The organism is Diaphorobacter limosus, assembly GCF_033100095.1.
Classification (GTDB): domain Bacteria; phylum Pseudomonadota; class Gammaproteobacteria; order Burkholderiales; family Burkholderiaceae_C; genus Alicycliphilus; species Alicycliphilus limosus.
Genome location: NZ_CP136921.1, coordinates 2005438 through 2024952 on the forward strand (window position 1 = coordinate 2005438; position 19515 = coordinate 2024952).

Annotated in this window: 16 protein-coding genes; 3 read left to right on the plus strand and 13 right to left on the minus strand. The window is 66.3% G+C overall.

Annotation, left to right across the window (positions count from 1 at the left end):
* Positions 1-26: 26 nt before the first annotated feature.
* Positions 27-6101 carry an excinuclease ABC subunit UvrA gene (gene uvrA / locus P4826_RS09695; RefSeq protein WP_317703636.1) on the minus strand — a complete coding sequence of 2025 codons (6075 nt, stop codon included), beginning with the start codon at positions 6099-6101 and terminating at the stop codon, positions 27-29.
* Between the two features lie 121 nt (positions 6102-6222).
* Between uvrA and P4826_RS09700 the strand changes: the two genes are divergently transcribed.
* Positions 6223-7335 (plus strand): ABC transporter substrate-binding protein, encoded by a 1113-nt coding sequence (locus P4826_RS09700; RefSeq protein ID WP_317703637.1) that lies wholly within the window; start codon positions 6223-6225, stop codon positions 7333-7335.
* A gap of 66 nt (positions 7336-7401) precedes the next feature.
* Here P4826_RS09700 and P4826_RS09705 read toward each other — a convergent pair whose 3' ends face one another.
* The 3 genes from P4826_RS09705 to P4826_RS09715 form a co-directional block, all read right to left on the minus strand.
* Complete coding sequence (locus P4826_RS09705) at positions 7402-7563, minus strand: hypothetical protein (protein ID WP_317703638.1); 162 nt, start codon at positions 7561-7563, stop codon at positions 7402-7404.
* Positions 7564-7704: 141 nt separating this feature from the next.
* On the minus strand, positions 7705-8688 hold the full coding sequence (locus P4826_RS09710) for a porin (RefSeq protein WP_317703639.1): 984 nt from the start codon (positions 8686-8688) through the stop codon (positions 7705-7707).
* 216 nt (positions 8689-8904) lie between these two features.
* Positions 8905-10587, minus strand: a complete 1683-nt coding sequence (locus P4826_RS09715) for an MFS transporter (protein ID WP_317703640.1) — start codon at positions 10585-10587, stop codon at positions 8905-8907.
* A 314-nt stretch (positions 10588-10901) separates the two neighbouring features.
* Here P4826_RS09715 and P4826_RS09720 point away from each other — a divergent pair, with 314 nt between their 5' ends.
* Entirely contained in the window at positions 10902-11210 is a 309-nt protein-coding gene (locus P4826_RS09720; protein WP_317703641.1) for a DUF485 domain-containing protein, read from the plus strand.
* Entirely contained in the window at positions 11207-12943 is a 1737-nt protein-coding gene (locus P4826_RS09725; protein ID WP_317703642.1) for a cation acetate symporter, read from the plus strand. Before P4826_RS09720 ends, P4826_RS09725 begins: the two co-directional genes overlap by 4 nt.
* Before the next feature lie 129 nt (positions 12944-13072).
* Here the strand turns inward: P4826_RS09725 and P4826_RS09730 are convergent, their stop codons facing one another.
* The 9 genes from P4826_RS09730 to P4826_RS09770 all read right to left on the minus strand — a co-directional run bounded on the left by P4826_RS09730 (position 13073) and on the right by P4826_RS09770 (position 19493).
* Positions 13073-13738, minus strand: coding sequence for a 3'-5' exonuclease (locus P4826_RS09730; RefSeq protein ID WP_317703643.1), 666 nt, complete (start codon positions 13736-13738; stop codon positions 13073-13075).
* Entirely contained in the window at positions 13735-15552 is a 1818-nt protein-coding gene (locus P4826_RS09735) for a putative nucleotidyltransferase substrate binding domain-containing protein (protein ID WP_317703644.1), read from the minus strand. The genes P4826_RS09730 and P4826_RS09735 overlap by 4 nt, the downstream gene beginning before the upstream one ends.
* Positions 15553-15561: 9 nt before the next feature.
* Positions 15562-16203 carry a DsbA family protein gene (locus P4826_RS09740; RefSeq protein WP_317703645.1) on the minus strand — a complete coding sequence of 214 codons (642 nt, stop codon included), beginning with the start codon at positions 16201-16203 and terminating at the stop codon, positions 15562-15564.
* On the minus strand, positions 16200-16460 hold the full coding sequence (locus P4826_RS09745) for a DUF1289 domain-containing protein (protein WP_317703646.1): 261 nt from the start codon (positions 16458-16460) through the stop codon (positions 16200-16202). The genes P4826_RS09740 and P4826_RS09745 overlap by 4 nt, the downstream gene beginning before the upstream one ends.
* Positions 16457-16960 (minus strand): YbaK/EbsC family protein, encoded by a 504-nt coding sequence (locus P4826_RS09750; protein ID WP_317703647.1) that lies wholly within the window; start codon positions 16958-16960, stop codon positions 16457-16459. Before P4826_RS09750 ends, P4826_RS09745 begins: the two co-directional genes overlap by 4 nt.
* 25 nt (positions 16961-16985) lie before the next feature.
* Complete coding sequence (locus P4826_RS09755; RefSeq protein ID WP_317703648.1) at positions 16986-17330, minus strand: type II toxin-antitoxin system PemK/MazF family toxin; 345 nt, start codon at positions 17328-17330, stop codon at positions 16986-16988.
* Positions 17320-17550 (minus strand): AbrB/MazE/SpoVT family DNA-binding domain-containing protein, encoded by a 231-nt coding sequence (locus tag P4826_RS09760; RefSeq protein ID WP_317703649.1) that lies wholly within the window; start codon positions 17548-17550, stop codon positions 17320-17322. The genes P4826_RS09755 and P4826_RS09760 overlap by 11 nt, the downstream gene beginning before the upstream one ends.
* 80 nt (positions 17551-17630) lie before the next feature.
* Positions 17631-18539 (minus strand): hydroxymethylglutaryl-CoA lyase, encoded by a 909-nt coding sequence (locus tag P4826_RS09765; RefSeq protein ID WP_317703650.1) that lies wholly within the window; start codon positions 18537-18539, stop codon positions 17631-17633.
* 33 nt (positions 18540-18572) lie between these two features.
* Positions 18573-19493, minus strand: coding sequence for a 2-hydroxyacid dehydrogenase (locus P4826_RS09770; protein WP_317703651.1), 921 nt, complete (start codon positions 19491-19493; stop codon positions 18573-18575).
* Positions 19494-19515: the final 22 nt, after the last annotated feature.

The following is a 19515-nucleotide window of genomic DNA, read 5'->3' on the forward strand; positions in this document are numbered from 1 at the left end:
CGCGTGCGGGAGAGGGAGCCAATACCTCAACCGCGCGCCAGCACTGGCGCCAGCGCCACCCCGGTATGCGTGGCCAGTCGCACCAGCTCCTCGGGCGTGCCGGCGGCGACGATGCGGCCGCCGTCCTTGCCGCCCTCGGGCCCCAGGTCGATGACCCAGTCGGCCTCGGCGATCACGTCCAGGTCGTGCTCGATGACGACCACGCTGTGGCCGCCGTCGACCAGGCGGTGCAGCACCTGGATCAGCTTGTGCACGTCGGCCATGTGCAGGCCCACGGTGGGCTCGTCCAGCACATACAGCGTGTGTGGTGCCTTTTGCCCGCGCCGGCCGACCTCGTCGCGCACCTTGGTCAGCTCCGTCACCAGCTTGATGCGCTGGGCCTCGCCGCCGGAGAGCGTGGGCGAGGGTTGGCCCAGCGTGAGGTAGCCCAGGCCCACGTCCTTCAAGAGCTGCAGCGGGTGGGCAATGCTGGGCATGCTGGCGAAGAACTCGACGGCCTCGTCCACCTCCATCTGCAGCACATCGCCAATGTTCTTGCCGCGCCAGGTGACGGCCAGGGTCTCGGGGTTGAAGCGCGCGCCGTGGCAGCGCTCGCAGGCCACCTTGACGTCGGGCAGAAAGCTCATGACGATGGTGCGCAGGCCCTGGCCCTCGCAGCCGGGGCAGCGGCCCTCGCCGGTGTTGAAACTGAAGCGCCCGGGGGCGTAGCCGCGCGCCTTGGCCTCCAGGGTTTCGGCGAACAGCTTGCGTATGGTGTCCCAGAAGCCGATGTAGGTGGCGGGGCAGCTGCGCGGGGTCTTGCCTATGGGGGTTTGATCGACCTCGAGCACGCGATCCACGCTCTCGAAGCCCTGCAGGCCGGCGCAGCCCACGAGCGCGGGCGCCTTGCCGGCATCCATGGCCTCGCGCCCGGCCTTGGTGGCGCGCTGGCCGACCCAGGCAGCCACATTGGCCAGCAGCACGTCGCGCGCCAGCGTGGACTTGCCCGAGCCGCTGACCCCCGTGACGGCCACCAGGCGTTTCAGTGGCAGGCGCAGATCCACGGCCTGCAGGTTGTGCAGGTGGGCGCCGAGGACGGTGAGCCAGTGCGGTGCCGGGGCGGATACCCCCTCACCCCTGCCCTCTCCCCCTGCGGGGGGAGAGGGAGTAGCAGCCGCGGCGGTATTCACTCCCTCCCCCTCTGGGGGAGGGTGGAGGTAAGGGTCGGCAACATCTAAATTGATAGCTATTTGCGCTTTACCATCAAGCGTTTGAGGCTTATTTTGCTCATATTTTTCATCTAAGAGAGACTGGCCCCCACCCCTGCCCTCCCCCGGGAGGGGAGGGAGAAATACCGCACGCCGCGCCTGCAGCGGATGCCTCATGGCATGCAGCAGGTAGCGGCCGGTCTGCGAGTCGGCGGCGGCCTGCAGGTCGGCCACCTGGCCCTGGGCCACCAGGCACCCGCCGCGCTTGCCGGCGCTGGGGCCTATGTCGATGAGGTGGTCGGCGCGGCGTATGGTGTCCTCGTCATGCTCCACGACGACCAGGGTGTTGCCCTTGTCGCTCAGGCTTTTCAGGGCGTTCAGCAGGATCTGGTTGTCGCGCGCGTGCAGGCCAATCGTCGGCTCGTCCAGCACATAGCACACGCCCTGCAGGTTGCTGCCCAGCTGCGCCGCCAGGCGTATGCGCTGGGCCTCGCCGCCGCTGAGCGTGGGCGCGCCGCGGTCCAGCGTCAGGTAGGACAGGCCCACCTCCTCCAGAAACTCCAGCCGGCTTTTGATCTCGGGCACCAGGTCGCGCGCAATCTCGGCCTCACGGCCGGTCAGCCGCAGGTCCTCTATCCACTGCCGCACCTCGCTCACGGCCAGGCGCGCCACCTCGGTGATGGGCGTGCCGGCAAAGCGCACGGCGCGCGCCACGGGGTTCAGGCGCGTGCCGGCGCAGCTGGGGCAGGCGGCGTCGGCCAGGTCTTCCACCTCGGGCTCGGCAAAGATCTGTTCGCGGCCGCGGTCGTCCGACTGCACGGAGTCGTCGAAGGCCTTGCGCTGCTCTTTCGTCAGGCGCACGCCCGTGCCCACGCAGTCCGGGCACCAGCCATGCTTGCTGTTGTACGAGAACAGGCGCGGGTCCAGCTCGGCATAGCTGGTGGCGCAGACCGGGCAGGCGCGCTTGGTGGAGAACACCTGCAGCCGGCCGATATGCGCCGTGGGCGCGCCCTCTTCCATGGCCTGCTCCAGGCCGTCCAGGCCGCTCAGCACATGCAGCACGCCCTTGCCCAGCTCCAGTGCCTTGGACAACGCGCTGCGCAGGGCGTCTTCGTGCTCGGGCGACACATCCAGGCTGGCCACGGGCAGCTCTATGGTGTGTTCCTTGAAGCGGTCCAGGCGCGGGAAGCCGGTAGTCGGCAGAAAGTTGCCGTCCACGCGCAGATGCGTGTAACCGCGCGGGCGCGCCCAGTCGGCCAGCTCGGTATAGACGCCCTTGCGGTTCAGCACCAGGGGCGCCAGCAGGCCGATGTGCTGGTCGCGGAACTGCGTGAGCAGCTGCGCGGCGATGCTCTCGCTGGTCTGCGGCTGCACGGCCGCGCCGTCGTGCACGCAGTGCTGCACGCCGAGCTTGACGTACAAGAGGCGCAGAAAGTGCCAGACCTCGGTGGTCGTGCCCACGGTGCTCTTTCTGCCGCCGCGCGACAGGCGCTGCTCTATCGCCACCGTGGGCGGTATGCCATACACGGCGTCCACCTCGGGCCGGCCCGCGGGCTGGACGATGCTGCGCGCGTAGGCGTTCAGGCTCTCCAGATAGCGGCGCTGGCCCTCATTGAACAGGATGTCGAAGGCCAGCGTGGACTTGCCCGAGCCGCTGACGCCGGTGATGACGTTGAACCTGCCGCGCGGGATGTTGACGTTCAGATGCTTGAGGTTGTGCTCGCGGGCGTTGATGATCTGAATGGCGTTGGCTGCTGCACCCTCTCCCTCTGGTAGAGGGTGGGGGTGGGGGCCGGCGCCCTGGGCATCCCCCCTCACCCCTGCCCTCTCCCGCAAGCGGGAGAGGGAGTCATAGGGCGGCACGCCGTCGTGGACTGCATGGCCACCCTCGCCCAGCGCCTGCTCATACTCGCGCAGCGCCGCGCCGGTGTGCGAGCTGGCGTGCCGGCGCAAGTCCTCGGGCGTGCCCTCGGCCACCAGCTGGCCACCGGCGTCGCCGCCCTCGGGGCCCAGGTCGATGAGCCAGTCGCTGGCGCGGATCACGTCCAGGTTGTGCTCGATGACAATCAGCGAATGGCCCGCTTCCATGAGCTTGCGCAGCGCGCGCATCAGCTTGGCGATGTCGTCGAAATGCAGGCCGGTGGTGGGCTCGTCGAACAAAAACAGCGTGCCCTTGCGCGCCAGCGGCTGGCGCGACTTGGCCTGGCTCCTGGCGGCGTCGGCCAGAAAGCCGGCGAGCTTCAGGCGCTGGGCCTCGCCCCCGGATAGCGTGGGCACGGGCTGGCCCAGGCGCACGTACTCCAGGCCCACGTCCACTATGGGCTGCAGGGCGCGGATCACCTCGCGATCCTTGGCGAACAGCTGGGCGGCCTCGTGCACGGTCAGCTCCAGCACATCGGCCACACTCATCGTTCGCCCTCCGCGCTCTATGCGCACCTCCAGGATCTCGGGCCGGTAGCGCCGGCCGTCGCAGTCCGGGCAGCGCAGATAGACGTCCGACAGGAACTGCATCTCCACATGCTCGAAGCCCGAGCCGCCGCAGGTGGGGCAGCGCCCGTCGCCCGAGTTGAAGCTGAACTTGGCGGCCGTGTAGCCGCGCTCGCGCGACAGCGGCGCGGTGGCGAAGATCTCGCGAATGGCGTCCCACGCGCCTACATAGCTCACGGGGTTCGAACGCGCCGTCTTGCCAATGGGGGACTGATCCACGAACACCACGTCGCTCAAATGGTCCGCGCCCAGCAGGCGCTCATGGGCGCCGGGTGACTCCGTGGCCTTGCCGAAGTGGCGCATCAGCGCGGGCGCCAGGATGTCCTGGATCAGCGTGGACTTGCCCGAGCCCGACACGCCGGTGACGGTGACCAGGCGCTGCAGCGGGAACTCCACCGTCACGTCCCGCAGGTTGTGCTGGCGTGCGCCTTCGAGAATCAGGCGCGGCGTGGCCTCGGTGACCATGCGCTTGAGGCCCGTGCCTATCTGCCTGTGCCCGCCCAGGTATTGGCCGGTCAGCGTATCCGCCCGGCGCAGCGCGGCCACGCTGCCGTCGAACACGATCTGCCCGCCGCGTTCGCCCGGGCCGGGGCCCATGTCGATGATGCGGTCGGCCGCCAGCATCACCGCCGGGTCATGCTCCACCACCACCAGGGTGTTGCCGGCATCGCGCAGGCGCAGCATGGCCTGGTTGATGCGCTGCATGTCGCGCGGGTGCAGGCCTATGCTGGGCTCGTCGAGCACGAACAGGGTGTTGACCAGGGACGTGCCCAGGGCCGTGGTCAGGTTAATGCGCTGCACCTCGCCGCCCGACAGCGTGCGGCTTTGCCGATCCAGCGTGAGATAGCCGATGCCGACGTCGCACAGGTATTTGAGGCGGGTGGCAATCTCTTCGTGCAGCAGCGCCAGGGCCTGTATCTCCCCGGTATTTACTCCCTCGCCCCCTTGGGGGAGAGGGTGGGGGTGAGGGGGTAGATCGAGCGCAGCGCCAGCTGCGGGCCCACCCTCACCCCTGCCCTCTCCCGCCTGCGGGAGAGGGAGAAGCGCCGCAAAAAACCGCCGCAGCCGCTCAATCGGCAGCAGCATCAAATCATGCAGACACAGCCCCGGTAGCGCCTCCAGCTGCTCACGGCTCCAATCCACGCCCTGCGGCATGAAGCGCCGCGCGGGCTCCAGCACCGCATCGGCATCCTGCTTGCCGCCCACGCGCCATAGCAGGCTCTCGGTCTTCAGGCGCGCGCCGGCGCAGCTGGGGCATGGCGTGTAGCTGCGGTACTTGGACAGCAGCACGCGGATGTGCATCTTGTAGGCCTTGGTCTCCAGGTAGGCGAAGAAGCGCCTGATGCCATACCACTGGCGGTTCCAGTTGCCCTCCTTGAAGCCCGGCGTGCCCTCTATCACCCAATGCCGCTGCTCGGCCGTGAGCTTGTACCAGGGCGTGTCGCGCGGAATGCCGGCGTCCTCGGCATAGCGCATCAGGTCGTCCTGGCACTCCTTCCAGGCCGGCGTCTGAATCGGCTTGATGGCGCCGGCGCGCAGCGTCAGCCTGTGGTTCGGAATCACCAGGCCCCAGTCCACACCGATGACCCGGCCAAAGCCGCGGCAGCTGTCGCAGGCGCCCACGGCCGAGTTGAACGAGAACATCGAGGCGATGGGCTCGGCGTAGCGCAGGTCGCTGTCGGGGCAGTGCAGCCCCGTGGAAAACCTCCACAACTCCGGCTCGCCCTGATCGCGCAGGCGATACACGTTGAGCCGCCCCCCGCCGCGCTTGAGCGCTACCTCTATGGCCTCGATGACGCGCGCGCGCTCCACGCCTGCCATGCGAAAACGGTCGGCCACCACGTCCAGCAGCTTTTTGTCGCCCAGTTCGCGCTCGGCCTGCACCTTGGTGAAGCCGCTGGCCGACAGCCATTGCTCCAGCTGCTCGGCTGTGATGCTGGCGGGCAGCTCCACCGGGAAAGTGAGCACGATGCGCGGGTCGCCCTCTTGCGCGCAGCGCGCCTGCAGCTCGGCATGAATCGTGTCCGGCGAGTCGTGGCGCACGCCCTGCGCGGTCTGGCGGTCGAACAGCTGGCCGGCGCGCGCGAACAGCAGTTTCAGGTGGTCGTTCAGCTCGGTCATCGTGCCCACGGTGGAGCGCGAGCTGCGCACCGGGTTTGTCTGGTCGATGGCAATCGCCGGCGGCACGCCCTCCACCTTGTCCACGGCCGGCTTGTCCATGCGCTCGAGGAACTGGCGCGCGTAGGCGCTGAAGGTCTCCACGTAGCGACGCTGGCCCTCGGCGTACAGGGTGTCGAACACCAGGCTGGACTTGCCCGAGCCGCTGGGGCCGGTGACCACGGTCAGTTCACCCGTGCGTATGTCCAGGTCGAGGTTCTTGAGGTTGTGCTGGCGCGCGCCGTGGATGCGTATCAGTCCCTGGGTCATGGCCGGTCTTTGTTCGGTGAGGCGGAACATTCTAGGGATTCGGATTGCCCATTGAGCGTCGTGTCCGTTAGACTGCACCGCACCGCAAAACATTTGTTGACAAAAGCAAGGAGGCGATACCATGCGCACATGGCAAAAATGGGGTAGCACCCTGATGCTGGGGGCGGCCCTCGGCACCGTACAGGCGCAGATTCTGGTGGGCCAGACGGCGGGGTTCTCGGGCGTGGTGGGCGCGGGCGTGCAGGAAACCGCCGCCGGCGCCAAGCTCTATATCGACGCCGTGAACGCCAAGGGCGGCGTACATGGGCAGAAGATCGAGCTGATCTCGCTGGACGACAAGTTCGACCCCAAGACCGCCGGCGAGAACGCCCGCGTGCTGATCGAGGACAAAAAGGTCGATGTGATGTTCCTCACCCGCGGCACGCCGCACACCGAGGCCATCATCCCGCACCTGGACAGGCATGGCGTGGCCCTGGTGGCGCCCTCCACCGGCGCCATGGTGCTGCACCAGCCGGTGCGCAAGCATGTGTTCAACGTGCGCGCCACCTACCAGCGCGAGGCCGAGAAGGCCATGACCCATCTGGCCACGCTGGGCATGAACCGCATCGCCGTGCTGTATGCCGACGACAGCTTTGGCGCCGACGGCGTGGCCGGCGCCCAGAAAGGCCTGGACGCAGCCAGGCTGCAGCCGGTGGTGCTGGACAAGTTCAACCGCGCCCAACCCGACTTTGCTCCGCTGGCGGCCAGGATCGCCCAGGCGCAAGCCCAGGCGGTGCTGATCATTGGCTCGGGCACCACGGTGGCAGACGGCTATGCGGCGCTGCGCAAGGCGGGTTCCACGGCGCAGCTGGTCACCCTGTCGAACAACGCCTCCAGCGGTTTCATCAAGAGCCTGGGCGAGCAGGCGCGCGGCGTCATCGTCAGCCAGGTGTTCCCGAACGAGCGCAGCCTGGCCTATCCGCTGGTCAAGGAAGCCCTGGAACTGAGCAAGGCCGGCGGCCAGGGCGACATCAGCCCCGCCATGCTGGAGGGCTTTGCCGCCGCCAAGGTGCTGGTGGAAGGCCTGCGCCGCGCCGGCCCCAAGCCCACGCGCGAGAAGATACAGGCGGCGCTGGAGGCCATACAGCAGTACGACCTGGGCGGCCTGCCGATTTCATACGGCCAGAAGGATCACACAGGTCTCGACTTCGCCGATCTGTCCATCATTGGCGCAGACGGCAAGTTCCGCCGCTGAAGGCGCCCCGCACAGCCCGTAAAAAAAACCCGCCTGCGCGGGTTTTTTTGTTGGCAAGCGGTGGCACTACTTGGCGGCACCAGCGGCCGTTGGCGCGGCCGGCTCGGGCGCATGCACGGCGTCCGCTCCATGCTTTTCCCCGCTCATGTCCACCTTGTCCCCGGCCTGCATGATCACGAACAGCGATAGCGCCGCGAACAGCACGAATCCCAATACCAGCTTCCACATGCCTGTCTCCTGATGGTTGTTGTGAGAACGGGCCGCCCACAAAAAAGGCCCCACACGGATGTGTGAGGCCTGTTCTCTCTGGCTCCAAGCCCGACTCGATTGAATCAGGCCTGGGTTGCAGGCAGCCTACGCTGCGGGAGATCAGAAGTTGTGGCGCACGCCCAGGGCGAAGGAGCTGAAGTCAGCGCCAGCAGCACCAGTCACGTAATCGGCGCCAGCCTTGTTGTCCACCTTGGTGTAGTAGGTGTAAACCTTGGTGCGCTTGCTCAGGTTGTAGTTGTAGCCCAGAGTCCACTGCGTGGCGGCGCTATCGGCCACCTTGCTCCACTTGGCCGCACGACCCAGGTTCACGTGGAACTCGGAAGCGCCCAGGGTGTACATGCCCGACAGGCGATAGTTGTTGCGTGTCCCGATCACATCCTGGTCGTTGCGCTGGTAGTAGCCGCCAACCGTGAACTGACCGAAGGTGTACAAGGCGCGCAGGCCCAGTTGCTTGTCGTCGTCGACTTGGCTATAGCCGGCACCCAGGGCCAGGGCACCCAGGTTGTAGTTAGCTGCCAGGTCGTAACCGTTCTTCTTCGCGCCAGCCTTTTCATGCAGCGATACTGCGGCCTCTAGAACCAGGCCACCCAGGTTGGGGCTGGTATAGCCAATCTTGTTGCCAGAGCCCAGACTGGCCGGGGAGCTGAACCACACCGGATCACGGTACAGAGCGTCAGATGACGAACCCGTGTCATGGTTGTGCATGCTCACGTAGTCGGCCGTGGCGTAGTACGAAGCGGGGAAGAAGTTACCCAAGCGCACCATGCCGAAGCCACCCGACAGATTCACTTCACTCTGGCGGCCAAAGGTCATGCCACCAGTGGAAGAAGAGCCAGCACCAGTGTCAGACTCGAAACCGCTTTCCAACTGGAAGCCAGCCTTCAGACCACCACCCAGGTCTTCCGTACCACGGACACCCCAGCGCGAATTGTTGTTAAACAGACCGGTCGTAGAAACGTCGCCAACCTTTTGACGTTCCACCGTAGTGTTCACGCGGCCATACAGGGTGACGCTGCTTTGCGCCATGACGGTGGAGGCGCCAGTTGCGGCAACCAGGGCGAGCAGGAGGTGTTTCTTTTGCATATGGGTTCCTTGAATGTTTGTGTCTATCAGGGGTAGTAGGCACCGCTTGCGGCCTGCCTATGGCCGGTGAGCGCCTTGTGCGTCTACAGCCCCGATTTTAGGAGCTGGAGCCTTGGAGCCTTGCAATCGGTTTGCAATCTGACGTTTAAACGCAACAGCCCCGCCGGGGCGGGGCTGTCGTCAGGGGGCCGTCACGCCGGCTCGGGGCGGCAAGGCTCAGTCGTTGGCGTAGATGTCCACGTCCTTGGTCTCGCGCAGGAACAGCATGCCGACCACCAGCGTCATGCCGGCGATGATGATCGGGTACCACAGGCCGTTGTACATGTTGCCGGTCTGGGCCACGATGGCGAACGACATGGTGGGCAGCAGGCCGCCGAACCAGCCATTGCCGATGTGGTAGGGCAGGCTCATCGAGGTGTAGCGGATGCGCGTGGGGAACAGCTCCACCAGCATGGCGGCGATGGGGCCGTAGACCATGGTCACCAGGATCACCAGGTAGGTCAGGATGACGACCATCATCACCTTGTTCATCTTCGCCGGGTCGGCCTTGGCGGGGTAGCCGTCAGCCTTGAGCGTGTCGGCCACGGCCTTCTTGAACTCTGCGTCCTTGGCCTTGGCGTCGGCCGCGGACAGGCCCTTGGCGGAGTAGCTCTGGATCACATCGTCGCCAATCTTGATGACGGCGGGCGTGCCGGCGGGGGCTTCCTCGTTGTCATAGCTGACCGAGCTGGCGGCCAGCACCTGCTTGGCGATGTCGCAGGAGCTGGTGAACTTGGTCGTGCCCGTGGGGTTGAACTGGAACGAGCATTCCTTGGGGTCGGCGACGATGAACACCTGGCTCTTGGCCTGGGCCGCTGCCAGATCCGGGTTGGCGGCCTGGGTCAGGGCCTTGAAGGCCGGGAAGTAGGACACGATGGCCAGGGCGCAGCCTGCCATGATGATGGTCTTGCGGCCAATCTTGTCGGACAGCGAGCCAAAGATCAGGAAGAAGGGCGTGCCGATCAGCAGCGCGGCGGCGATCAGCAGGTTCGCCGTGACGGCGTCCACCTTGAGCTGCTGCGTCAGGAAGAACAGCGCATAGAACTGGCCCGTGTACCAGACCACGGCCTGGCCGGCGGTCAGGCCGAACAGCGCGATGAGCACGATCTTCAGGTTCTTCCACTGACCGAAGGACTCGGCCAGGGGCGCCTTGGAGGTCTTGCCCTCGGCCTTCATCTTGCGGAAGGCGGGCGACTCGGACAGCTGCATGCGGATCCACACCGAGATGGCCAGCAACAGGATGGACACCAGGAAAGGAATGCGCCAGCCCCAGTCGTTGAAGGCCGGCTCGCCCATCAGCGTGCGCGTGCCCAGGATGACCAGCAGCGACAGGAACAGGCCCATGGTGGCGGTGGTCTGGATCCACGCCGTGTAGGCGCCGCGCTTGCCATTGGGGGCATGCTCGGCCACATAGGTGGCGGCGCCGCCGTATTCACCGCCCAGCGCCAGGCCTTGCAGCAGGCGCAGGCAGATCAGGATCACCGGCGCGGCCACGCCTATGCTGGCGTAGTTGGGCAGTATGCCGACGATGAAGGTCGAGATGCCCATGATCAGGATGGTCACCAGAAAGGTGTACTTGCGCCCGATCAGGTCGCCCAGGCGGCCGAAGAACAGCGCGCCGAAGGGCCGGATGATGAAGCCCGCGGCAAAGGCCAGCAGGGCAAAGATGAAGGCCGATGTGGGATCGAGTCCGGCAAAGAACTGCTTGGCGATGATCGCCGCGAGCGAGCCATATAGATAAAAGTCGTACCACTCGAACACCGTGCCGAGGGACGACGCCAGGATCACCTTGCGTTCCTCGGGCGTCATGGGGCGGGCCGCCGCCTTGCCGCCCGCGCCTTGCGTAGCGCTGATTGCCATTGCTTGTCTCCTAGTTGGTTTTGAAACACAGGTGCTTACAAATGCCTGTGTTTGCACTATCTGCCCGGCTACTGACGGAGTGCTGACGCATTTCTTACGCAAGCTGACGACTGGCTGAATACAAACTTACAAGTTCGGAAGAAACCCTTAGGCGGCGTTTTTTGATGTGAAAAACCGGCCAAAACGGCCGAAATGCCGCGTTTTTGCTGCATTGCAGCGCGTAAGCGTTTGGTCAGCCCGGCTTCGCAGAATCCGCCCCGTTTGTGTATTGCGTCCATTGCATGCACGGCGTTTCATCCCTCAAGGAGACAAGCATGAGTGACCCCGTCGTTGAAAAGATTCAACGCCATCCCAAGTACCAGGAGTTGCGCGCAAGGCGCAACCCGCTGGGTGTCGTCCTGACCATCCTGATGCTGGTCGTTTACTTTGGCTACATCGGCCTGATCGCGTTCGACAAGGCCTTCCTGGCCAAGCCGATCGGCGCCGGCGTGACCACGCTGGGCGTGCCCATAGGCATGGGCGTGATCCTGTTCACCATCGCCATCACGGTCTACTACGTGCGCATCGCCAACAACAAGTTCGACGCGCTGACCGAAGAAATCCTCAAGGACGTCACCAAATGAAGCGCCTGCAAAACACCGCCAGCACGGCGCTGGCCCTGGCCGCCCTGTGGGCGAGCAATGTTGCTTACGCCGCCGGTGGCGACGTAGGTCAGGCCGCCAAGCAGGAGACCAACTGGACGGCCATCATCATGTTCGGCATCTTCGTGGTCGCCACGCTGTGGATCACGAAATGGGCCGCCTCCAAGACCCGCTCCGCCGCCGACTTCTATACCGCCGGCGGCGGCATCACGGGTTTCCAGAACGGCCTGGCGATTGCCGGCGACTACATGTCGGCCGCCTCCTTCCTGGGCATCTCGGCAGCCGTGATGGCCTCGGGCTATGACGGACTGATCTACTCCATCGGCTTCCTGGTGGGCTGGCCCATCATCACCTTCCTGATGGCCGACCGGCTGCGCAACCTGGGCAAGTTCACCTTTGCCGACGTGGCCGGCTACCGCTTCGAGCAGGCGCCGATCCGCATGTTCGCGGCATCCGGCACGCTGATCGTGGTGGCCTTCTACCTGATCGCGCAGATGGTGGGTGCGGGCCAGCTGATCAAGCTGCTGTTCGGCCTGGAGTACTGGGTCGCGGTGGTCATCGTCGGCGCGCTGATGATGGTCTACGTGCTGTTCGGCGGCATGACGGCCACCACCTGGGTGCAGATCATCAAGGCCGTGCTGCTGCTGTGCGGCGTGACCTTCATGGCCTTCATGGTGCTGGCCAACTACGGCTTCAGCCCCGAGGCGCTGTTCGCCAAGGGTGTCGAAGTGCGCACGCAGATCGCCGCCAACACCGGCCTGACGCCGGAAGAAGCAGCCAAGAAGGGCCTGTCCATCATGGGCCCGGGCGGCTTCATCAAGGATCCGATCTCGGCCATCTCCTTCGGCATGGCGCTGATGTTCGGCACCGCCGGCCTGCCCCACATCCTGATGCGCTTCTTCACCGTGCCCAACGCCAAGGAAGCCCGCAAGTCGGTGGGCTGGGCCACGGTGTGGATCGGCTACTTCTACATCCTGATCTTCATCATCGGCTTTGGCGCCATCACCATGGTGCTGACGAACCCCGAGATGGCCGACACGGTCAAGGGCGTGATCAAGGGCGGCGCGGGCACGGCCAACATGGCGGCGGTGCTGGTGGCCAAGGCCGTGGGCGGCAACATCTTCTACGGCTTCATCTCGGCCGTGGCCTTCGCCACCATCCTGGCCGTGGTGGCCGGCCTGACGCTGTCGGGCGCCTCGGCCGTGTCGCATGACCTGTACTCCACGGTCATCAAGAAGGGCAAGGCCGACAGCGCGGCCGAACTGAAAGTCTCGCGCATGACCACCCTGGCTCTGGGCGTCGTCGCGGTGATTCTGGGCATTGCCTTCGAGAAGCAGAACATCGCCTTCATGGTGTCGCTGGCCTTCGCTATCGCCGCCTCGGCCAACTTCCCGGCGCTGATCCTGTCCATCCTGTGGAAGGGCTGCACCACGCGCGGCGCGGTGTTCGGCGGCTTCCTGGGGCTGATCTCGTCGGTGGGTCTGACCGTCGTCTCGCCCTCGGTGTGGGAAGCCACGCTGGGCAACCCGGCCGGTTCGGCCCTGTTCCCCTACTCGTCGCCGGCGCTGTTCTCCATGACCATCGGCTTCGTCGGCGTGTGGCTGTTCTCGATCACCGACAGCAGCGCCCGCGCGGCCAAGGATCGCGCAGCCTTCCCGGCGCAGCAGGTGCGCTCGGAAACCGGCCTGGGCGCTTCCGGCGCATCCGGCCACTGATCGATTTCCAAGGAGGGAGGGGCTGCGAAGCCCCCATCAACGAAACCGGGCCCCACAAGGGCCCGGTTTTTTGCTATCTTTAGAATAGCTTATTGCGCCGATAGACAGGCGGTTTATGCCAATTTTTGCTTATGCTTCCCCGCGCAAGCGGCGCAGCTTGATGAAGGCCATGGCGGCCATCACTGCGTCATTGAGCGCGTCATGTGCCTCGCGCTCAGGCAGGGCCAGATCCTGCATCAGGGTGGCAAAGCGCAGGTCGATCTCGGTGGTCGCCTGCTGCTGGTAGGGCGGCAGCTGCTTGAACTTGTAGTCGTAGTACATGGCCGAGACCTCGATCTTGGGCTGCGGCAGACCCATGCCCAGCAGCGGCCAGATGGCGCGGTTGAGCATGGCCACGTCGAACTCCAGGTAGTAGCCCACCAGCGGGCGGCTGCCTATGAAGCGCATCAGCCGGCGCATGGCCTCGTCCTTCGGCAGGCCGCCCTCCAGGTCGCGCTCGCGCAGGCGGTGGATGCGCACGCTGTCGGCGGACACGCCTTTCTCGGGGCGTATCAACAGCTCCAGGCGCTCGCTGGTCATGATGCGGTCGCCGACGATGCGCACCGCGCCGACGGAGATGATCTCGTCGCTGCGCGTGTTCAGCCCGGTGGTCTCGCAGTCGAGCGCCACCCATTCATCGTGCGGCGGCGGGTCGAACATGGGCGCGAACTCGGGCTCGCCCAGGTGATAGATCAGCCACCAGCGGCGCAGCTTTTCCCACCACAGCGGGGCGGCCTGGCTGTAGTGGCGGCTCATACGGCGTCCAGGCGCAGGCGCTGGTGCAGCAGGGCCTTGAAGCGTTTGACGGCCGAGAGCGTGTCCTTGAGCAGATCGCGCTCCAGGCTGGACAGGCGCTGCGGATCGACGTTGCCGGTCACCGGCCGCTGCAGCTCCAGCTCGGCCAGGCCGGCCTGCAGGCGCAGGCCCATCAGAAAGTGCAGGCCTTGCACCAGTTCCTGCGCCATGGCCTCGTCCAGCTGGCCTTCGCCCTGCAGTGCGGCAATGCGCTCGACGGTGCCGGTGGCCTTGATGCGCCGCGCCAGCGCCAGGCTGCGCACGCCATGCACGATGGGGAAGATGCCGGCTTTCTTGAGGTTCACCAGGTCGGCGTCGCCGCCCAGGCTGAGCAGGCGGTTCCACCAGCCGGCGGCGCCGCCAAAGGCGTCTATGGCCATGGCAAAGCGCGCCACCAATGCATCGTTGTCGGTGGCCAGCTGCATCACGCGCTGGCGCACCTCGGCCAGCAGCTGGGCCTTGCCAGCGACGGCGTGGGCGTCCATGAAGATGGCCAGGTACATCAGGCTCTCGCCCTGGGGCTGCAGCAGCCAGCCGCGCACCTTGTCGCCAAAGCCGGTCACCGTGCCGCGCCACTCGGGGTTGTTGAGCATGATGCGCCCGGCGCATTCGGGGTAGCCAAAACCGGCCAGGGCCTGTGAGAAGCGGTCGCAAATGGCCTGCAGATCGGCCGGCGGCTCGTAGCCGTCACTCAGCAGCAGGCCGTTGTCCTGGTCGGTCTTCAAGAGCTGCTCACCGCGCCCCTCGCTGCCCATGACGAACAAACAGCTGTTGGCCAGCAGATCGGGCGGGGCAATCATCTGCCAGGCGCGCTCGAACAGGCGCGCGTTGAGCTGCTGCACCAGCTGCGCCACCAGGGCGATGCGCGTGCCGCCGCGGTGCAGGGCGGCCACCAGGCGGGTGATTTGCGCGGCGGCGGCCTCCAGCGCCGGCAGGTCGCGCGCCTCCTCGATCTGCACCGTGATCAGGTGCGAGTGGTTGGCCAGGTAGCTGAACAGGTCCAGCGCCTCCAGGATGCCCAGTACCTGGCCGTCCTCGCCCAGCACCGCCAGGCGGTGCACGCGCGCGCGCAAGAGCAACGCCATGGCGTCGCCAATCTGCTCGGCAGCACGCACCGTGACCACCGGGCTGCTGGCCAGCTCGCCCACGGTGATGCGCTCCAAGGGCCGGCCATCGAGGATGGCACGCTGCAGCGTGGTGTTGGAAAAAATCCCCAGCCCATCGGGCAGGCCGCTGACCAGCACGCTGGTGGTGCGCTGATCCTGAAAGATGCGCACCACGGAGACGATGTCGGTGCCCGCGGCCACCACATGCGCCGGGCGCAGAAAGGCCTGATCGACCCGCGCCAGCGTCAGCGACTGCATCTGGTGCTGTTCGGCGCGCTGCGCCAGGGCCGAGAGCTTGTTGCCCAGGTCGGAAAAGAGCAGCGCGCCAAAGCCGCGGTTGCGCGCGATCAGATCCTTGACGGTGCTGCGCGCCAACTGGTAGGCCACCAGCTCCTCGGCCACGGTGAAGCGGCTGCTGACGCGCCCGGCCACCAGGCCGCGGCCGTCAAAACAGTCTTCTGGCCCGTAGGTAGCCAGCACCTCCTCGCCTTCGGTCTGCGTGACATAGCCCTTGATGATGACGAACAGATGCTCGGGCGCATTGCCCACATCCAGCACCACCGCCCCTTCGGGGTAGTAGGCAATGTCCACGTTGTCGCGCACCAGCGACTGTTCTTCGGCCGTCAGGCAGTCGAACGGCGAGGCGGAGAAGTTGAAGGCATTGGGCATGAGCCCAATTCAACCCGGCAAGCCTTGCGGCACGCTTGCACAGCGCTGCCAGTGTTGCGCAAACCAGCCATCCCCATCGAGATAGGCACGCAGCATGGGCAGGCTGTCCAGGCCCCAGAACAAATGGCCATCGACCTCGAACATGGGCACGCCGAACACGCCGCGCTGCGCCGCCAGCTCGGTGTTGGCGCGCAGCAGCTGCTTGGCGCGTTCGGGCGCGGCCTCGTCCGGGCGCAGCTGCTCGGCCAGCAGGGCGCGCAGCGCGTCCAGGCGCGCCGGGTCGAGCGCGTCCGCCCCGCCCTGCCAGACATGGCGCAGGATGCTGCCGGCGACAAAGCGGTTCACCAGGCCATCGTCGCTGCACTCCAGCGCCAGGCGCAACAGCGGCAGCGGCGGGAACGGGTGGCGCGCCGGCATGTCCAGGCCCACACCCAGGCTGTGGCCCAGCCAGCTGACATGGCGGTAGGTCCAGTCGCGCTTGGGGACAATGCCGGCCGGCCCGGGATTGCCATGGGCGTTCAGCAGCGCGCCCAGCAGCACCGGACGGTAGCTCAGGCGGTAGGACAGCCCCTCCAGCGCCTGGGGCAGGCGCTCGAAGGCCAACCAGGCGTAGGGGGAGACGAAGTCCAGGTAACAGGTGATCTCTTTCATGCCAGTTCCTCGGGCAATGCAACCCCGGCACGCCGCAGCAAGTCTGCCCAGATGGCCCGGCGCCGGGCAGCGCCCGCCTGCGACCAGGTGCGGATCTCATCGAGGGTGCGAAAACAGCCCTCGCAGTGGCTGCCGTCGCGCGTCATGCGACAGATGGACAGGCAGGGCGAGGGGATCACTCCCGTGAAATTTGAATGAAATTGGCCCGTAACGCTTATCTGTTGGGCGCGAGCAGCTATCAATGTTGATAGTTTCATGACACGACTACCTGCACCACATCGGCCAGCGGCGCGCCGGTGAAGGCCTGCAGATCCTGCGGCCGCAGCTGGAACACGCCATGCGGATGGCCGGCCGCGGCCCAGATCACCTCGAAGCGCAGCAGCTCGCGGTCGATCAGCGTGACCGGCGCCTGCGCGTGCGCCAGCGGCGAAACACCGCCGATGGAAAAGCCGGTCCTGGCCTTGACGAACTCGGCGTCGGCCCGGCCCGTCTTGCCGACCAGGGCATCCACCTTTTTCTCATCCACGCGCCGGTCGCCCGAGGTGATGACCAGCACCGCCGCGTCGTCGCTCTTGCGCCGGAAGATGATGCTCTTGGCGATCTGGCCCAGCTGCACGCCCAAGGCGTCGGCCGCCTGCTGCGCCGTGCGCGCGGCGTCGTCCAGCATGATCGGCATATGCGGGTGGCGGGCCGCCTGCAAGGCAGCGGCTACGCGTTGTACGGCTTCGGGGAGAGGGGAAACGGCAGCGGGATTCATAAGCAAATAGGTTGCATCAGGAGCGTCAGACGGCAGCGCCGAACAGGCGGCCAAGACTGTGCTCGATCTCCTGCACATCGTGGGGCGCCAGGCGCCCGAGGCTGCCGCGAACCAGGCGCGCATCCAGGGTGAATAGCTTGCAGCGCACCACGGACGGCGCCGGCAAACCAGCACCGGCAAGATCCTGGATGGCACAGTCCAGCGGCCACGGGGCATTGCCGGCGGACGTGATCATGGCCAGCACCAGATGCCCAGCCGGGGCGTTGAAGGCCGCGGCGGCGGAAAGCACCAGTGCCGGGCGGTTCTTGCTGGCAAGGCGGTCGGTAAAGGGAAAAGGCACGCGCACCACCTGCCAGCGCTCATAGATCACGGTAGGCCTCTTCGTCGGCGGCGCCGGCCCATTCGTCCAGTGTGCCTTCCATGGCCTGGAGAAACTCCATATCCAGCGGCTGTACGCGGCGCACCTGTACCACGCCCGCCTCCAACACCTCCCAGGCGAGCTTGTCCCCCGGGCCGACCTGCAGGGCGGCGCGGATATCGGCCGGAATCGTGGTCTGGCCCTTGCTGGTGATCTTGGCGACAGCCGTCATGGAGTGAATTCCTTACCGTAAGGATTCATTACTTTATACATGGGCAGGCCTGCATGCAAGCGGTGGCGTTCCGCTGTTCATCACCCCGCGCGCTTGTTCAACAGCGCCACCGCCACGCGCGACTGGGGCTTGCGGCCCAGAAAATCGCTGATGTACTGCCCGGCATCGACCAGAGCGTCCAGGTCGATGCCCGTCTCAATGCCCATGCCCTGCAGCATGTAGACCAGATCCTCGGTAGCCACGTTGCCGGTGGCACCCTTGGCGTAGGGGCAGCCGCCCAGGCCGGCGATGGAGGATTGGTAGTTCCACACGCCGAGCTCCAACGCCGCCAGGGTGTTGGACAGGGCCTGGCCGTAGGTGTCGTGGAAATGGCCGGAGATATCGTCGATGCCGAAATGCTGGGCCGTGGCCTCTATGGCGCGCTGCACCTTGAGCGGCGTGCCCACGCCTATGGTGTCGGCCACGTCCACGCGCTGCACGCCTATGCCGCGCATCAGGCCGGCCAGGTAGGCCACGCGCTCCGGTGCGATCTCGCCCTCGTAGGGGCAGCCCACGGTGCAGCTCATGGCGCCGCGCACGGCCACGCCTGCGGCCAGGGCGGCATCCACCACCGGGGCGAAGCGCTCGATGCTCTCGGCAATGCTGCAGTTGATGTTCTTCTGGCTGAAGGCCTCGCTGGCGGCGCCGAAGACGACGATCTCGTCGGGCTTATCAAGCACCGCCGCCTCCCAGCCCTTCAGGTTGGGCGTGAGCACGCTGTAGCGCACGCCGGCCTTGCGCGCCATGCCGCTCATCACCGCATGGTTGTCGGCCATCTGCGGCACCCATTTGGGTGACACATAGCTGGTGACCTCGATTTCCTGCAGGCCCGCGTCCTGCAGGCGCTGCACGAGGCCGATCTTGATGTCGGCGGGCACGGGGGTCTTTTCGTTCTGCAGGCCGTCGCGCGGGCCTACGTCGATGATGCGGACTCGGGAGGGATAGGGCATGGCTTGTCTCTTGAAGTAGGAAATGGGTGCGGGTCAATAACCACGCTCCAGGCTCACGACGCCGGCAATGGCCTCGCCGCGTGCCAGGGCCGCGATCTTGCCCGCGATCTGGGCAATGCTCTCGTCGCGCAGCGTGCGCGCCGAGGTGTGGGGCGTGAGCGTGATCCGGGGGTGACTCCAGAACGGGTGCCCGGCGGGCAGCGGCTCGGTGCGGAACACGTCCAGCGTGGCGCCGGCGACATGGCCGCCATCCAGTAGCGCCAGCAGGTCGTCATCGACCAGATGCGCGCCACGCGCCACGTTGATCACATAGGCGCCGGGCATCAGACGCGCGAGCGTGTCCCGGTTCATGATGTCCTGGGTCTCGGGCGTGAGCGGTAGCAGGTTCACCAGCACACGGCTGGCGGCCAGAAAAGCGTTGAAACCCTGCGCGCCGTGAAAGCATTGCACGCCCGCCACCTGTTTCGGGCTGCGGCTCCAGCCGCGCACCGGAAAATCGAACTGCGCGACGGCGCGCGCCACGCGCTCGCCGAGCACGCCCAGGCCCATCACGCCCACGGGAAAGTCGCGCCGCTCGCGCGGCTTGCGGTAGCTCCAGCGGCCGGCGCGGGCGCTGGCTTTGTAGTCGTCGAATTCACGGAAGTGGCGGATCAGCGCGTGGCACACATACTCGGCCATCTGCACGGCCATGCCGGCGTCGTCGAGCCGTACCACGCGCAGACCCGGCGGCAGACGTAGTTTCAGCAGCGCATCCACGCCGGCGCCGATGTTGAACAAGGCCTTCAGGCTCGCCTGCTCGTCAATGAACTGCTGCGGCGGAGCCCAGACCACGGCGTAGTCGGCCTGGGGCGCACCGGGTTGCCAAAGGCTGATGTCGGCCTGCGGCAGGGCGGCGGCCAGGCCCTGGAGCCAGGGCTCGGCCTTGGTGTCGGTACAGCAAAAGGTAATTTTCATGGCCTGCGAGCGTACCGCGACG

Bases quoted from the DNA above. Each gene is read 5' to 3' on its own strand.
- uvrA (WP_317703636.1), bottom strand. From the start codon at position 6,101: ATGACCCAGGGACTGATACGCATCCACGGCGCGCGCCAGCACAACCTC.
- P4826_RS09710 (WP_317703639.1), bottom strand. From the start codon at position 8,688: ATGCAAAAGAAACACCTCCTGCTCGCCCTGGTTGCCGCAACTGGCGCC.
- P4826_RS09730 (WP_317703643.1), bottom strand. From the start codon at position 13,738: ATGAGCCGCCACTACAGCCAGGCCGCCCCGCTGTGGTGGGAAAAGCTG.
- P4826_RS09750 (WP_317703647.1), bottom strand. From the start codon at position 16,960: ATGAATCCCGCTGCCGTTTCCCCTCTCCCCGAAGCCGTACAACGCGTA.
- P4826_RS09765 (WP_317703650.1), bottom strand. From the start codon at position 18,539: ATGCCCTATCCCTCCCGAGTCCGCATCATCGACGTAGGCCCGCGCGAC.
- P4826_RS09770 (WP_317703651.1), bottom strand. From the start codon at position 19,493: ATGAAAATTACCTTTTGCTGTACCGACACCAAGGCCGAGCCCTGGCTC.
- P4826_RS09735 (WP_317703644.1), bottom strand. From the start codon at position 15,552: ATGCCCAATGCCTTCAACTTCTCCGCCTCGCCGTTCGACTGCCTGACG.
- P4826_RS09760 (WP_317703649.1), bottom strand. From the start codon at position 17,550: ATGACGGCTGTCGCCAAGATCACCAGCAAGGGCCAGACCACGATTCCG.
- P4826_RS09700 (WP_317703637.1), top strand. From the start codon at position 6,223: ATGCGCACATGGCAAAAATGGGGTAGCACCCTGATGCTGGGGGCGGCC.
- P4826_RS09720 (WP_317703641.1), top strand. From the start codon at position 10,902: ATGAGTGACCCCGTCGTTGAAAAGATTCAACGCCATCCCAAGTACCAG.
- P4826_RS09740 (WP_317703645.1), bottom strand. From the start codon at position 16,203: ATGAAAGAGATCACCTGTTACCTGGACTTCGTCTCCCCCTACGCCTGG.
- P4826_RS09745 (WP_317703646.1), bottom strand. From the start codon at position 16,460: ATGAAACTATCAACATTGATAGCTGCTCGCGCCCAACAGATAAGCGTT.
- P4826_RS09725 (WP_317703642.1), top strand. From the start codon at position 11,207: ATGAAGCGCCTGCAAAACACCGCCAGCACGGCGCTGGCCCTGGCCGCC.
- P4826_RS09705 (WP_317703638.1), bottom strand. From the start codon at position 7,563: ATGTGGAAGCTGGTATTGGGATTCGTGCTGTTCGCGGCGCTATCGCTG.
- P4826_RS09715 (WP_317703640.1), bottom strand. From the start codon at position 10,587: ATGGCAATCAGCGCTACGCAAGGCGCGGGCGGCAAGGCGGCGGCCCGC.